Genomic DNA, 13,658 nt, shown 5'->3' on the forward strand with positions numbered 1-13,658 from the left:
CGTGAAGGTCACGGTCCTGGTCGGAGGCGTCGGCGGCGCGCGGTTCCTGCTCGGTGTCAAGGCGGCGTTGCAGGCGGCGCGCGGAGACGACCACGAGATCACCGCGGTGGTCAACGTCGGGGACGACATCTGGATGCACGGGCTGCGGATCTGCCCGGACCTGGACACCTGCATGTACACCCTCGGTGGCGGCATCGACACCGAACGCGGGTGGGGGCACGCGGGCGAGACCTGGACGGTCAAGGAGGAGCTCGCCGCGTACGGCGCCGAGCCGAGCTGGTTCGGGCTGGGGGACAAGGACATCGCCACCCACCTGGTCCGCTCGCGGATGCTGCGTGCCGGCTACCCGCTGTCCCAGGTGACCGAGGCGCTGTGTGACCGGTGGCGGCCCGGCGTGCGGCTGCTCCCCGCGTCCGACGACCGGGTCGAGACCCACGTGGTGATCGACAACCCGGCGCGGACCGAGGACGGCCCGCCGCAGATCGCGATCCACTTCCAGGAGTGGTGGGTGCGCTACCAGGCCAAGTACCCGGCGCACCGCTTCGCGTCGGTGGGTGCGGAGGAGGCCACGGTGCTGCCCGCCGCCGCCGAGGCGATCCGGGACGCGGACGTCGTGCTGGTCGCCCCGTCGAACCCCGTCGTGAGCATCGGCACCATGATCCAGATCCCGGGCATGCCCCAGGCCCTGGTCGGCGCGCGCGGCCGGATCGTCGGGGTGTCGCCGATCATCGACGGCGCCCCGCTGCGCGGCATGGCGGACCAGTGCCTGTCCGCGATCGGCGTCGAGACCAGCGCCGAGGGCGTCGGACGGCACTACGGGGCCCGGTCCAAGGGCGGCCTGCTCGACGGCTGGCTGGTCCACACCGGGGACTCCGCCGAGATCGACGGCGCGGAGGTCCGGGCCGTGCCGCTGCTGATGAGCTCGCCCGAGGTCACCGCGGACATGGTGCGAGCGGCGTTCGACCTGGCCGGGGTGACGCCGTGAGCTCGCCCGGGTTCGCGGACCACCGCGCGGCGGAGGGGCTCGAGATCCTGCCGGTCCACGGCCTGCCCGAGTTCCGCCCCGGGGACGACGTGACCGCCGCGATCGCCGCGGCCGCCCCGTGGCTGGCGGACGGCGACGTCGTCGTGGTGACCAGCAAGATCTTCTCCAAGGCCGAGGGCCGGCTCGTGCCCGCACCCACCGACCCCGAGGAGCGGGACGCGCTGCGGCGCAGGCTGATCGACGGGGAGACCGAGCGGGTGCTGGCCCGCAAGGGCCGGACGCTGATCGTCGCGTCGAAGCTCGGGATCGTGCAGGCCGCGGCGGGCGTCGACGGCTCGAACGTGCGCACCGACGAGCTCGCCCTGCTGCCGGTCGATCCGGACGGCAGCGCGGCCCGGCTGCGCACCGGCCTGCGGGACGCGCTGGGCGTGGACGTCGCCGTGGTGGTCACCGACACGATGGGCCGCTCCTGGCGGGTCGGGCAGACGGACGTCGCGATCGGCTCCGCCGGGCTCACCGTGATCCACCGCTACGCCGGCGCGCACGACGCCGAGGGCAACGAGCTGCTGGTCACCGAGGTCGCCGTGGCGGACGAGGTGGCCGGGGCGGCGGACCTGGTGAAGGGCAAGCTCGGCGCGCTGCCGGTCGCGGTGGTCCGCGGGCTCGGCAGCCGGGACGACGGCTCGACCGCCCGCGACCTCGTCCGCCCGGTCGAGGACGACCTGTTCCGGCTCGGCGCGGACGAGGCGATCGCGCAGGGCCGGTCCGAGGCGGTCCTGTTGCGCCGCAGCACCCGCGAGTTCGGGCCGGAGCCGGTCGACCCGGCCGCGCTGCGCCGGGCGGTCGGGGTCGCGCTGACCGCTCCCGCGCCGCACCACAGCACCCCGTTCCGGTTCGTGTGGGTGCGCTCCCGGGACGCGCTGCTCGACGCGATGCGGGTCCGCTGGGAGGCGGACCTGGCGCGGGACGGCCGTCCGGCCGAGGAGATCGCGCGGCGCCTCGCCCGCGGCGACCTGCTGCGCCGGGCCCCCGAGCTGGTGCTGGCGTTCCTGACCGGCGACGGCGCGCACACCTACCCGGACGCGGCCCGCAACGCCGCGGAGCGGGACATGTTCACGGTCGCGGGCGGGGCCGCCGTGCAGTCCCTGCTGGTGGCGCTGGCCGCCGAGGGCCTGGCGTCCTGCTGGGTGGGCTCCACGATCTTCGCCCCGGACACGGTGCGCGAGGTGCTGGACCTGCCCGCGGACTGGCAGCCGTTGGGCGCCGTCGCGGTGGGCGCTCCGGTGGAGCCGCTGGCCCCGCGCGCACCGAAGGACCCGGCGGACGGGCTCCTCGAGTGGTGAAGCCCGCCGTCGCGATCGAGGAGCTGCGCGCCTGGTCGCCGCCGAACGAGGCGCAGGCGGCGCTGCGCGAGGCGCTGGTCGCCTTCTGCCTCGCCCGGCCGGACGACGCCTGCCTGCGCGAGTGCGAGCCCGGGCACCTGACGGCCTCGGCGCTGGTCCTGGACCACACCGGGGAGCGGACGCTGCTGACCCTGCACCCGCGCGTCGGGCGGTGGATCCAGCTCGGCGGTCACTGCGAGCCCGGGGACGCGAGCCTGCGGGAGGCCGCGCTGCGCGAGGCGACCGAGGAGTCCGGGATCCCCGGGCTGGAGATCGCCGCGCACCCGCTGCACCTCGACGTCCATCCCGTCACGTGCTCGCTGGGCCTCCCGACCCGGCACCTGGACGTCCGGTACCTGGTGCGCGCACCCGCCGGCGCCGTCCCGGTGATCTCGGACGAGTCCACCGATCTCGCCTGGTGGCCGCTCGACGGCCTTCCGGCCGACAGTGACACCGTTTCGACGATGGTCGAGTCGGCCCGTCTCAGCGCTGGATGACCGTATCCCCCATTCGGCGCAACGGGTCGACCGTTGGGGAGAGTCAGCGCCAGAACAGCAGCAGGGAGTAGCCGGTGGCGGCGTAGTCGGCGTCCCCACCGATCGCCGAGAACAGGATCTGGCCCACCCCGAAGAGCGCCTGAGCGACTCCCGGCACGCCGATGACCAGCACGAACAGCACGAGCGGGGCCCACGGCCGGACCTTGGCGCCGAGCCGCTGGGCCGAGGGTGAGAGCCACGGCTCGACGACCCCGTACCCGTCCAGTCCGGGCACCGGCAGGATGTTCAGCACGAAGGCCAGGATCTGGATCAGGGCCAGACAGGACAGCCCCACGGCGAGCCCCAGCGACATCGGGACGAAGATCACCGCGAGGCTCAGCAGCACCCCGATGACCAGGTTCATCGCCGGTCCGGCCAGCGAGACGAGCGAGCGGATCCGCTTGCTGCGCAGGGCCCACTGGTTGATCCACACCGCGCCGCCGGGCAGCGGGATGCCCCCGAGCAGCAGGAACACCACGGGCAGCACGAACGACAGGCCGACGTTCGCGTAGCGCCGGATATCCAGCGTGAGGTACCCGCGGTTCTCGATCCCGTCGTCCCCGCCGCGGTGGGCGGTGTAGGCGTGGCCCCACTCGTGCAGGCACAGCGACACACACCAGCCGCCCAGGACGAGGAGCACGACACCCGCCGTGAGCAGGGCCAACGACCCCTCGCGCGCCTGCGCCGTGCCCAGTACGCAGAGCACCGCGCCGACGGCGGTCACCGCCACCAGCAGCAGGAACCACGGACTTATTCGGGTCGGAGCAGCACGCACTTGACCCATTGTGCCGAACGGGGGACCGAAGGGGTGGAGCCCGTCACCCGGTCGGCAGCGCCGGGTTGCGTGAAGGGTGCCTTCACCGCTGTACTTACGTCGGTGTCATTCGCCGGGGCGCGGGGAGGTGGGCGAGTGGACGTTTTCACGGACACCGTGTTCGTCGCAGGGACGGGCGCGATCGAGGACGCGGAGCCGTTCGGCGGCGCAGCGGAGATCGGCGAGCGGAGTGGCCCCCACGAGGGGCTGCGGCTCATCGACACACTGGTCGAGCGGGGGACCCTCCTGGACGGCCAGGAGGACGGCGAGCTCGAGGACTGGCAGGAGCGCGCGCTGTGCGCGCAGACGGACCCGGAGGCGTTCTTCCCCGAGAAGGGCGGCTCCACCCGCGAGGCCAAGCGCATCTGCGCGGGCTGCGAGGTCCGCGCCGAGTGCCTCGAGTACGCCCTGGCCCAGGACGAGCGGTTCGGCATCTGGGGTGGGCTCTCGGAGCGCGAGCGGCGTCGGCTGCGCCGCGCGGCGGTCTAGGACCGTCCTTCCCGGGGGGCTGCAGGCCCCTCGGGACGTTCCCCGGTCCGTGCCGCCGGTCCGTGCCGCTAGTCCGCGCCGCCCTCGACGGCGTCGGGCTCGATGTTGAGGTACTCGGCGACCTGCTCCACCAGCACCTCGTGGAGCAGCTCGCCCAGATCCGCGCCCCCGCGTGCCCGCGCCTCCAGCGGCCGCCGGTAGAGCACGATCCGGGCCCGGGACGGCAGCCCCGCCGGGTCCACGCCCGCGGGCACCAGCTGCGCGAGCGGCACCCCCGCGTCGGCCAGCACACCCGCCCCCCAGACGACCTCCTCGGGCGAGGTCTGCCGCACCTCGGGCACCTCGTCCACGGCGAGGTCCAGATCCACCAGTTCCGGCCCCCAGCGCAGCTCGATCGGCTCCAGGGCCTCGAGCACCCGCGCGTCGAACCGCTCCGCCCGCGTCTTGAACGAGGGCGTGGTCACCGGGTAGAGCAGACCGCGCAGGCTCCGGCCCCGCCGGTCGCGGCGGCGGGGGGAGCGACGCGACCGGTGGGTCGAACGCGGACTGGGGTCGGGCACGGACGGAATGGTACGGCGCCCCGGTGCGGGGGACATGCACCCGCGCGTCGCAGCGGGGTGCGGCGGGTCCCGCGGGTTATCGTCTCGGACGTGCTGAGTGTCCGGAGGTGTTCGCGGAGCGGCTGCACCGAGCTCGCGGTGGCCACTCTCACCTACGTCTACGCCGACTCGACCGCCGTCGTCGGGCCGCTGGCGACGCAGGCCGAGCCGCACACCTACGACCTGTGCACCGCGCACGCCCACCGGCTCACCGCCCCCCGCGGCTGGGAGGTCGTGCGGTTCGAGGGCGAGTTCGCGCCCCCGCAGCACACCGGAGACGACCTCACCGCGCTGGCCGAGGCGGTCCGCGAGGCGGGGCGGATGGATCGCCCGATCGAGATCGCGAGCGTGGACGTCACGGCCGGGCCGGGTGGCCCCACCGGCCGCCGCGGCCACCTGCGGGTGCTGCCCACTCCGCCGGAGGACTGAGGCGATCACCCGGGGTGACATGCCCTAGGGTTGCTCATCGTGCCCGAGGTGGACCTGAGCCAGATCGTCAAGGCGTACGACATCCGCGGTGTCGTGGGCGAGCAGCTGCACGCCTCCACGGTGCGCGAGATCGGTGCGGCGCTCGCCCGACTGGTCGGGGGCGAGGGGGCGCGCACCGTCGCGGTCGGCTACGACATGCGGGACTCCAGTCCCGGGCTCGCCGAGGCCTTCGCCGAGGGGGTCACCGGCCAGGGGCTCGACGTGGTGGACATCGGCCTGGCCAGCACGGACATGCTCTACTTCGCGGCGGGCACGCTGGACGTCCCGGGTGCGATGTTCACCGCGAGCCACAACCCGGCCAAGTACAACGGCATCAAGCTCTGTCGCGCCGGGGCCACCCCGATCGGGCAGGACACCGGCCTGAGCGCGATCCGCGAGGCCGTCGAGCAGGGTGTCCCCGCGGGCCCCGGCGGCGGGTCGGTGCGGCGCCAGGCGATGGTCGAGGGCTACGCGGAGTACCTGCGCGGCCTGGTCGACCTCACCGGCATCCGGCCGCTGAAGGTCGTGGTGGACGCGGGGAACGGCATGGGCGGGTTCACCGTGCCCGAGGTGCTCGGCGGGCTGCCGTGCGACGTCGTGCCCCTGTACTTCGAGCTGGACGGCTCCTTCCCGAACCACGAGGCCAACCCGCTCGACCCGGCGAACCTCGTCGACCTGCAGAAGGCGGTCGTCGCCGCGGGCGCCGACCTGGGCCTGGCGTTCGACGGCGACGCGGACCGCTGCTTCGTCGTCGACGAGCGCGGGGAGCCGGTCAGCCCCAGCGCCATCACCGGCCTGGTCGCCGTGCGCGAGCTGGCCAAGGCCCCCGGTGCCGCGATCATCCACAACCTGATCACCTCCAAGGCCGTGCCGGAGCTCGTGCGCGAGCACGGCGGGCAGCCGGTGCGCACCCGCGTCGGCCACTCGTTCATCAAGCAGACGATGGCCGAGACCGGCGCGGTGTTCGGCGGCGAGCACTCCGCGCACTACTACTTCAAGGACTTCTGGAAGGCCGACTCCGGCATGCTCGCGGCGCTGCACGTGCTGGCGGCGCTGGGGGAGCAGGCGGGCCCGCTGTCGGAGCTGATGGGCGTCTACGAGCGCTACTCGGCCAGCGGCGAGATCAACTCGACGGTCGCGGACCAGGCGGACCGGGTCGCGGCGGTCAAGGAGGTCTGGGGCGCGCGCCCCGGCGTCACGTTCGACGGGCTCGACGGGCTGACCGTCTTCCAGCCGGACGGGGCCTGGTTCAACCTGCGTGCCTCGAACACCGAGCCGCTGCTGCGGCTGAACGTGGAGGCGGCCGACCCCGCCGCCGTCGCGGCCCTGCGGGACGAGGTCCTGGCGATCGTCCGCGCCTGAGGACACTCGACCCGCCCGCTCAGTACCCGTACGGACCCGGCGCTCTGCCGCCTGCCCTGGCAGCATTGTGGACAGGTCACGTGAGGAGAAGCATGCACGCGCTCGACGACCGGCTGATGGAGATCCTGGCCTGCCCCGCAGAGGATCACGCTCCGCTCCGCCAGGAGGCGGCCGAGCTGGTGTGTACGGTGTGCGCGCGTCGCTATCCGATCGTGGACGGCATCCCGGTGCTGCTGCTGTCGGAGGCGCAGCCTGCAGGCACGGCCGACGAATCCACCGGGTGATCCCGGTGCTCGACGACACCCTCCTCGCCGACCCCGCCGCGCTGGCCACCGCCGACGGAGCGGGCGTGCTGCGCGCGGTCGCCACGGCCGGCGCGCAGGTCCGCTCGGCGGCGCAGTCCGCCGCCGACGCGGGGCTGGCGGACCTGGCGGGGCACCGACCGCGCGCCCTGGTGGTGCTGCGCAGGCCGGGCGCCTCGGGTGCGGCGGGGGAGCTGCTGGGGGCCCTGCTCGGCGCGCAGAGCCCGGTGCCCTTCGTACTCACCGACGTGGTGCCGTCCTGGGTCGGCCCGCTCGACGTCGTGCTGGCCCAGTCGGCCGACCCCACCGACACCGAGCTCGCCGAGTCCGTGGCCCGCGCCGTGTCGCGCGGCGCCGAGGTCGTCCTCTCCGCGCCCGCCGAGGGCCCGGTCGCCAGCGCGGGGGCGGGCCGCGCGCGGTTCGTCGAGCCGCGGATCCCGGTGCCCCCGGGTCTGGACCTGCCGCGCGCCCTCGCCGTCGGGCTGTCCGTGGCGTCCGCGCTGCAGCTGTGGCCGGGCGGCCTGGACGCACACCTCGACTCCCTGGCCGACGCGCTCGACGCCGAGGCCGAGCGCAACCAACCCGGCCACGAGCCGTTCATGAACCCGGCGAAGTCCCTGGCCCTGCGGATCGCCGAGCACACCCCGCTGCTGTGGGGGACCGACCCCGCCGCGACCGCCGTCGCCGGACACGGGGCCACCGCGCTGGCCACGCACGCCGGTGTCGTCGCCTACTCCGCCGACATCGCCCAGGCCGCGACCGCGACCGGGCTGCGCCGGGCCGTCGACCTCGCCGAGCAGGGCACGGACGTCTTCCGGGACCCGTTCGACGACCCGGGCCCGGACGCGCCGCCGGTACGCCTGGTCCTGCTCGCCACCGGCGAGGACGACCCGGGCCAGGTCGCCGTGCGCCGCACCGGCCGCGGCTGGCCCGCCGACCTGCACCATCCCGTCGACGAGATCGCCCGGGGCACCCGGGACGCGGGGCTGCTGCGCGCCGCCGTGCTCGCCTCGCGACTCGACGCGGCCGCTGTCTACCTGGGTCTGGCGACCCGCACGATCGAGCCCGCCTGAGGGGAAGTCCGTTGGAGTCTCTGGAGAACCCGGTGCGGCCGTACGCGTGGGGCTCGCGCACGGTCATCGCCGAGCTGCTGGGCGAACCCGTCCCGAGCCCGCACCCGCAGGCCGAGATGTGGCTGGGGGCCCACCCGGGCGATCCGTCGCGGCTCGCCCACGGCGCCAGCCTGCTCGAGCTGCTCGCCGCCGACCCCGAGACCCACCTCGGGACCGAGCGCGCGGCGCGCTGGTCGGGCACCCTGCCGTTCCTGCTCAAGGTCCTCGCGGCCGACGAGCCGCTGAGCCTGCAGGCCCACCCGAGCCTCGGCCAGGCGAAGGAGGGCTTCGCGCGGGAGAACGCCGCGGGCATCCCGCTCGACGCGTCGCACCGCAACTACAAGGACCCCAACCACAAGCCCGAGCTGATCTGCGCGCTCACCGAGTTCCACGCCCTCGTCGGCTTCCGGGACCCGGTGGAGACGCTCGGCCTGCTACGGGCGCTCGACGTGCCCGAGCTCGCCGCCCACGTCGACCTGCTCGCCGCCCAGCCGGACGCCGACGGGCTGCGCGCGCTCTTCACCACCTGGATCACCCTGCCGCAGGGGATGCTCGACGAGCTGGTCCCCGCCCTGCAGAAGGCCGCGGTCCGCCTCGCCGGGGCGGCGGACGGCTGGGCGCTCGAAGCCCGCACCGCCCTGGAGCTCTCCGAGCGCTACCCCGGCGACGCCGGTGTGCTCGCCGCCCTGCTGCTCAACCGGGTCGTGCTGCAGCCGGGGCAGGCCGCCTACCTGCCCGCCGGGAACCTGCACGCCTACCTGCAGGGCGCGGGCGTCGAGCTGATGGCGAACTCCGACAACGTGCTGCGCGGCGGGCTGACCAGCAAACACGTCGACGTCCCGGAGCTGTTGCGGGTCCTGGACTTCACCGCGGGCCCGCCGCCCATCCACGCCGGCACCCCGGACGGGGAGTGGCTGCGCTACGACACCCCGGCCGAGGAGTTCCTGCTGCGCGCCTGGCACGGCGCCGACGGACTGACGGCGCGGCTGCCGGTCCCCGCGGGCGGCCCGCGGATCCTCCTCTGCACGGCGGGCAAGGCCTGCGTGCGCTCGGGGGACGCGGTGCTGGGGCTCACCAAGGGGCGTGCCCTGTTCCTCGGCGCGGCCGAGCACGGCGTGGAGATCGAGAGCGCGGAGCCGGGCACGCAGCTCTACCTGGCGGGCGACGCGCTCTGACGCGTGCGGCCCGGGTGGCGGAGCGCCACCCGGGCACCGATCACACGCGATCCAGGACGATCACAGCCGCGCAGTTGCCGTCCAGGCCGCTCGCCCCGCCGCCCATTGTCTCGACGACCGCGCGCCGGGCATTCGGGACCTGGATCGCCTCCGCTTCGCCGCGCAGCTGCAGCCAGCTCTCGGTGAGCTGGGCGACCCCGGTGGCGCCGAGTGGGTGTCCGCGGGCCAGCAGCCCACCGCTCGGGTTCACCGGGATCGCGCCGTCCCGGTCGAAGACACCGTCGGCGAGGGCGTCGAGCGCCGTGCCCTCCCCGACCAGCCCGAGTGCCTCGACGGTGAGCACCTCGCCGACCGTGAACGCGTCGTGCACCTCGAACAGCGATCCCGTCGAAAGCGGCTCGCCGAGCATCCGCTCGGCCGCCTGGGCCGCCCGGCGGACGCAGGCCCACCCCCACGGCCGGTCCTCGCGCGGGTCCGGCCAGGCCCGCCCACCCTCGACGACGGAGGCGGCGACCACGACCTCGTCCGGGCGTCCGGAGGCGGGGCCGAACACGGCGGCCGCCGCGCCGTCCACCATCGGGCAGCACTGCAGGAACGTCAGCGGGTCGGCGATCGGCCTGCTGGCCAGCACCTCCTCGACGGTCGTGGTGGTGCGCTGCACGGCGCGCGGGTTGAGCGCTCCCGCGGCCCGGTTCTTCACCGAGACCAGTGCGAGACGGTCGAGGTCGACCTCGTACCGTGCGGCGTACCAGTGCGCCTGCAAGGCGTACAGGCCCGGAAGCGGCAGCCCGACGGCCCCGTCCGCGTCCGTGGGCTCGGGAACGAGCGCTCCGCGGAACCGCGACGACAGCATCTCGATACCCAGCGCGACGGTGTAGCGATGCTCGCCGCGGGCCACCGCGCCGAGCGCGTGGTGCGCGGCGACCGTCCCGCTCGCGCAGGCGGCCTCGAGGGAGAGGGCAGGCCCGCCGGTGAGACCGCTCGCCCGCGCGATCCGCGGGCCGACGCCGACGGCGCCGAGGGCGGTCCCGACGTAGACCGCGCCGACGTCGGCGGGCTCGACGCCCGCTCGCTCCAACGCCTGCATGACGGCCTCGGCTGCGAGGTCCTCCGCGCGGCGTTCGGGCTGTTTGCCGAAGCGGGCCATGCCCGCCCCCTGGAGCGCTACCTGCACGGTTCGACCTCCATCCCGGACTCGGACGCGACGAGCCGCACCCGGGTGCCCGGCGCCGCGGGTGGGCGGGTGCCGCGGACGAGCACCCGCGGGCCGCCGTCCAGGTCCACGTAGCTCAGCGTCCCGGGACCGAATGCGGCGACGCTGAGCGCGACGTCGGTCGCCGACCAGACTCGGCCGGTGGGGTCGAAGCGGGCGGCCACGGCGGTGCCGCCGCAGGCCGGACACCGCGGGATCGCCGGTGCGCACGCGTATCCGCAGCGCGGGCAGGAGGACCCCTCGACGGCGTCCTCGATGAGGCGCACCCCGTAGGCGGCGGCCATCAGTGGATCGCCCGCGTGGAGCCGGCCCAGTGGGGGGCGCGCAGCGCCTTCTTGTCGACCTTGCCGTAACGGGTCACGGGCAGATCCGCCACGAGCTCCACGGTCTTCGGCCGCTTGTAACCCGCCAGCCGCTGCCGGACCTCGGCGAGCACCCGTGCGGGCAACGCCTCCGGGTCGGTGTCCGCATCGGGTACGACGACGGCGTGCACCGCCTCGCCCCAGTCCGGGTGCGGCGTCCCGATCACGGCCGCGGCCCGCACCCCCGGTACCGCCTGCACGGCCTGCTCCACCTCGATGGAGTGCACGTTCATCCCGCCACTCACGATCATGTCGTTCCTCCGGTCGACGAGGTACAGATAGCCGGCGGCGCTGAGGTAGCCGACGTCCCCGGTGCGCAACCACCGCCCGTGGAAGCGGTCCCGATAGCCCTGCGGGTCCTCCCAGTAGCCGGTCATCGTGTACGGGGAGCGCAGGCAGACCTCGCCGGTCACGCCCGGCGGCAGTGCCGCGCCGTCGTCCCCGCGGACGGTCACCTCGCACATCAGTGCCGGCCTGCCCGCGGACCCGAGCAGGGTCTCGTCCGCCAGGGCGGCGACGTGGTCGGCCTTGGACAGCACGGTCGCGTAGTTCGGGCACTCGGTCTGGGCGTAGAGCTGCTGCAGCACCGGGCCGAAACGGCCGAGCGCTCGACGCAGCAGTGTGGGGGAGATCGGGGCGGCCCCGTACTGCACCGTGCGCAGCGTCGTGGGAGTCCAGTCCTGCTCCTCGGCCAGGTCCAACAACCGGTTGATCATGGTGGGGACGGCGAAGGTCCAGGTGACGCCATCGCCCTCGACCCGATCGCGGAAGCGGGCCGGGTCGAACCCGGCCTCGATCCGCACGCATGCCCCGCGCAGCAGCCCCACCTGCGCGAACAGACCGGCGGCATGGGCCATCGGGGAGGTCAGCAGCAGGACGTCGGTCGCCCCGATCCCGGCCTCGACGACGTGGGACCACAGGTTGGCCAGCAGCCCGCGGCCGGAATGCACGATGCCCTTCGGCGCACCCGTCGTCCCACTGGAGAAGTAGATCGCCGCGGGCTCGTCCGGCGTCGCTCCGGGATGACGGGCCAGCGCTGCGTGTGCGTCCGGTGCGGCCGGCGCCCGCTCGTGGTCGACGACGAGCCGAGGCAGGTCGGGCAGGTCCGCGAGCAGGGGCGCCGTGTCCCCGGACACCGCGGCGGCCGCCGGGCGGACCCGGTCGGCGATCGCGGCGACCTCGGGGGCCGACAGCATCGCGCTGACCGGCACCTTCACCGCGCCGACGGCGAGCAGCGCGAGATCGGTGACGAGATAGCCGGGGCCGTTGGCGACGACCAGCACGACCCGGTCGCCGCGCCCGACCCCGGCCGCCGTCAGCGCGCGGGCTCGGTCCGCGACGGCGGCGGCGAGGTCGTCGTAGGTCCAGGTCGCGTCCGCCCAGCGCAGCGCGGGGCTCGTCCGGTGCAGCCACAGACTCCGGCGCAGGGCAGGCCACAGGGTCTCCACCGCGCCCGCCTCGGCTGCGGCCGAGATCGCGCTCATCGGCTCGCCACCCGGTCCTGCCCGAGGACGACGGCCGCCGCCGGGGCAGGCAGGATCAGGGCTCCGACGAGCCCGAGCAGCGCCGTCGCGATGAGATAGTAGCCGGGCGCGATGACGGTCCCGGTGAGCCCGACGAGCAGGGTGGCGATGAACGGGGCGGTCCCGCCGAACACCGCGGCGGAGACGTTGTAGCCCACGGCTGCAGCCGTCGAGCGGACCGCCGTCGGGAAGATCTCGGTCATCGCGACCAGCGTCGTGGAGATCAACACCCCCAGGAGCAGGCCGAACACCGCTTGGGCGGCCACGGCCAGGCCGGTCGGGGCGTCTCGGACGGCGATCAGCAGCGGGACCGACAGCACCGCGAACCCGATGGCCGCGCCCACCAGGATCGGTCTGCGCCCGATCCGGTCACTGAGCCCGCCCAGGTACGGCATCACCGCCATCGTCGCGGCGCCCACGGCCAGCGAGGCCCAGAACGCGACCGTGGCACCCCGGCCGACCGTCCTGCCGACGAAGGAGGGCAGGAACGTCATCACGGTGTAGAAGGCCGCCGAGTGGAAGGCGCCGATCAGGAGCGCGGCGGCCAGGCTGCGGCGGTACCGGAAGACGTCCTTCAGCGGCGCGCGGGTGGTCTCGGCGCGCTCGGCGATCGCGGCGAACTCCGGCGACTCCTGCAGCCGGAGCCGGATGTAGAGCCCGATCAGGCCGAGCGGCCCGGCGATCAGGAACGGGACCCGCCAGCCCCAGGCGGCCATCGCCTCGGTGCCGAGGACCGCGCCCAGCCCGGTCGCGACGACCGCGCCGAGCACGAACCCGACCACGCAGGCGAACATGATCCAAGACATCGCATACCCGCGGCGGGCCGGACCGGCGTGTTCGAGTACGTAGCTGGTCACGCTGCCGTACTCGCCGCCGGCCGAGAAGCCCTGCAACGAGCGGAGCAACACCAGCAGGATCGGCGCCGCGATGCCGATGGTGGCGTACGTGGGCAGGACACCGATCAGGGTCGTCGCGGCCGCCATCATGGTGAGGGCGAAGATCAGCACGCCGCGGCGGCCGAGTCGGTCCGCGATCGGGCCGAGCACCAGCCCGCCGAGCGGTCGGACGAAGAACGTCAGGCCGAACACCGCGAAACCCGCCAGCAGCTCGGTGGCGGGATCGCCGGTCGGGAAGAACAGCGAACCGAGGTAGACGGCGACGAAGCCGTAGACGGCGAAGTCGTACCACTCCACGGCGTTGCCGATCGCCGAGGCCACGATGGCGCGGCGCGGTGTCGCCGCCGCACCGGGCGACGGATCCGAGGTCACTGACATCCGGGACTCCCCACCTTCATTGGTTCGGTAGTGGTCCGGACGGTATTCGCGCTCGGCTACGA

15 protein-coding genes are annotated in these 13,658 nt (G+C 74.5%); 9 read left to right on the forward strand and 6 right to left on the reverse strand.

Annotated elements, in window-relative coordinates; translation table 11 throughout:
• The first annotated feature begins 1 nt into the window (after position 1).
• From cofD to L3X23_RS31560, 3 genes are read left to right on the forward strand one after another with little or no spacing between them, the layout of a single operon-like run.
• Positions 2-985, forward strand: coding sequence for a 2-phospho-L-lactate transferase (cofD, locus tag L3X23_RS31550; RefSeq protein WP_237196909.1), 984 nt, complete (start codon positions 2-4; stop codon positions 983-985).
• On the forward strand, positions 982-2,328 hold the full coding sequence (locus L3X23_RS31555; RefSeq protein WP_237196911.1) for a coenzyme F420-0:L-glutamate ligase: 1,347 nt from the start codon (positions 982-984) through the stop codon (positions 2,326-2,328). Before cofD ends, L3X23_RS31555 begins: the two co-directional genes overlap by 4 nt.
• Positions 2,322-2,864 (forward strand): NUDIX hydrolase, encoded by a 543-nt coding sequence (locus L3X23_RS31560; RefSeq protein WP_237196913.1) that lies wholly within the window; start codon positions 2,322-2,324, stop codon positions 2,862-2,864. The genes L3X23_RS31555 and L3X23_RS31560 overlap by 7 nt, the downstream gene beginning before the upstream one ends.
• A 43-nt stretch (positions 2,865-2,907) precedes the next feature.
• Here the strand turns inward: L3X23_RS31560 and L3X23_RS31565 are convergent, their stop codons facing one another.
• Complete coding sequence (locus L3X23_RS31565) at positions 2,908-3,687, reverse strand: site-2 protease family protein (RefSeq protein ID WP_374204952.1); 780 nt, start codon at positions 3,685-3,687, stop codon at positions 2,908-2,910.
• Positions 3,688-3,933: 246 nt separating this feature from the next.
• Between L3X23_RS31565 and L3X23_RS31570 the strand changes: the two genes are divergently transcribed.
• The gene (locus L3X23_RS31570) at positions 3,934-4,206 is read left to right on the forward strand and encodes a WhiB family transcriptional regulator (RefSeq protein ID WP_374205014.1); all 273 of its coding nucleotides are present in this window, start codon (positions 3,934-3,936) and stop codon (positions 4,204-4,206) included.
• A 68-nt stretch (positions 4,207-4,274) separates the two neighbouring features.
• Here the strand turns inward: L3X23_RS31570 and L3X23_RS31575 are convergent, their stop codons facing one another.
• The gene (locus L3X23_RS31575) at positions 4,275-4,766 is read right to left on the reverse strand and encodes a metallopeptidase family protein (RefSeq protein ID WP_237196916.1); all 492 of its coding nucleotides are present in this window, start codon (positions 4,764-4,766) and stop codon (positions 4,275-4,277) included.
• 90 nt (positions 4,767-4,856) lie between these two features.
• Here L3X23_RS31575 and L3X23_RS31580 point away from each other — a divergent pair, with 90 nt between their 5' ends.
• From L3X23_RS31580 to manA, 5 genes are all read left to right on the forward strand, one after another.
• A complete protein-coding gene (locus L3X23_RS31580; protein WP_093087018.1) occupies positions 4,857-5,234 on the forward strand; it encodes a DUF3499 domain-containing protein in 378 nt (125 codons plus the stop codon).
• Positions 5,235-5,273: 39 nt separating this feature from the next.
• Positions 5,274-6,635, forward strand: a complete 1,362-nt coding sequence (locus L3X23_RS31585) for a phosphomannomutase/phosphoglucomutase (RefSeq protein ID WP_237196918.1) — start codon at positions 5,274-5,276, stop codon at positions 6,633-6,635.
• A 92-nt stretch (positions 6,636-6,727) separates the two neighbouring features.
• Positions 6,728-6,919 carry a Trm112 family protein gene (locus L3X23_RS31590; protein ID WP_237196920.1) on the forward strand — a complete coding sequence of 64 codons (192 nt, stop codon included), beginning with the start codon at positions 6,728-6,730 and terminating at the stop codon, positions 6,917-6,919.
• A 5-nt stretch (positions 6,920-6,924) separates the two neighbouring features.
• Positions 6,925-8,010 (forward strand): SIS domain-containing protein, encoded by a 1,086-nt coding sequence (locus L3X23_RS31595; protein ID WP_237196922.1) that lies wholly within the window; start codon positions 6,925-6,927, stop codon positions 8,008-8,010.
• 11 nt (positions 8,011-8,021) lie between these two features.
• Positions 8,022-9,224, forward strand: coding sequence for a mannose-6-phosphate isomerase, class I (gene manA / locus L3X23_RS31600; protein WP_237196923.1), 1,203 nt, complete (start codon positions 8,022-8,024; stop codon positions 9,222-9,224).
• A gap of 40 nt (positions 9,225-9,264) precedes the next feature.
• On the opposite strand, the gene L3X23_RS31605 is transcribed toward manA, so the two are convergent.
• From L3X23_RS31605 to L3X23_RS31620, 4 genes are read right to left on the reverse strand one after another with little or no spacing between them, the layout of a single operon-like run.
• Positions 9,265-10,398 (reverse strand): thiolase family protein, encoded by a 1,134-nt coding sequence (locus L3X23_RS31605; RefSeq protein WP_237196925.1) that lies wholly within the window; start codon positions 10,396-10,398, stop codon positions 9,265-9,267.
• Entirely contained in the window at positions 10,389-10,721 is a 333-nt protein-coding gene (locus tag L3X23_RS31610; protein ID WP_237196927.1) for a Zn-ribbon domain-containing OB-fold protein, read from the reverse strand. The genes L3X23_RS31605 and L3X23_RS31610 overlap by 10 nt, the downstream gene beginning before the upstream one ends.
• Positions 10,721-12,283 carry a class I adenylate-forming enzyme family protein gene (locus L3X23_RS31615; RefSeq protein WP_237196929.1) on the reverse strand — a complete coding sequence of 521 codons (1,563 nt, stop codon included), beginning with the start codon at positions 12,281-12,283 and terminating at the stop codon, positions 10,721-10,723. The genes L3X23_RS31610 and L3X23_RS31615 overlap by 1 nt, the downstream gene beginning before the upstream one ends.
• The gene (locus L3X23_RS31620; RefSeq protein ID WP_237196931.1) at positions 12,280-13,596 is read right to left on the reverse strand and encodes an MFS transporter; all 1,317 of its coding nucleotides are present in this window, start codon (positions 13,594-13,596) and stop codon (positions 12,280-12,282) included. Before L3X23_RS31620 ends, L3X23_RS31615 begins: the two co-directional genes overlap by 4 nt.
• Positions 13,597-13,658 lie beyond the last annotated feature (62 nt).

Source organism: Pseudonocardia sp. WMMC193 (assembly GCF_021728735.1).
Taxonomy (GTDB): Bacteria; Actinomycetota; Actinomycetes; order Mycobacteriales; family Pseudonocardiaceae; genus Pseudonocardia; species Pseudonocardia oroxyli.

Bases quoted from the DNA above. Each gene is read 5' to 3' on its own strand.
- L3X23_RS31590 (WP_237196920.1), top strand. From the start codon at position 6,728: ATGCACGCGCTCGACGACCGGCTGATGGAGATCCTGGCCTGCCCCGCA.
- L3X23_RS31610 (WP_237196927.1), bottom strand. From the start codon at position 10,721: ATGGCCGCCGCCTACGGGGTGCGCCTCATCGAGGACGCCGTCGAGGGG.
- L3X23_RS31615 (WP_237196929.1), bottom strand. From the start codon at position 12,283: ATGAGCGCGATCTCGGCCGCAGCCGAGGCGGGCGCGGTGGAGACCCTG.
- L3X23_RS31620 (WP_237196931.1), bottom strand. From the start codon at position 13,596: ATGTCAGTGACCTCGGATCCGTCGCCCGGTGCGGCGGCGACACCGCGC.
- L3X23_RS31565 (WP_374204952.1), bottom strand. From the start codon at position 3,687: ATGGGTCAAGTGCGTGCTGCTCCGACCCGAATAAGTCCGTGGTTCCTG.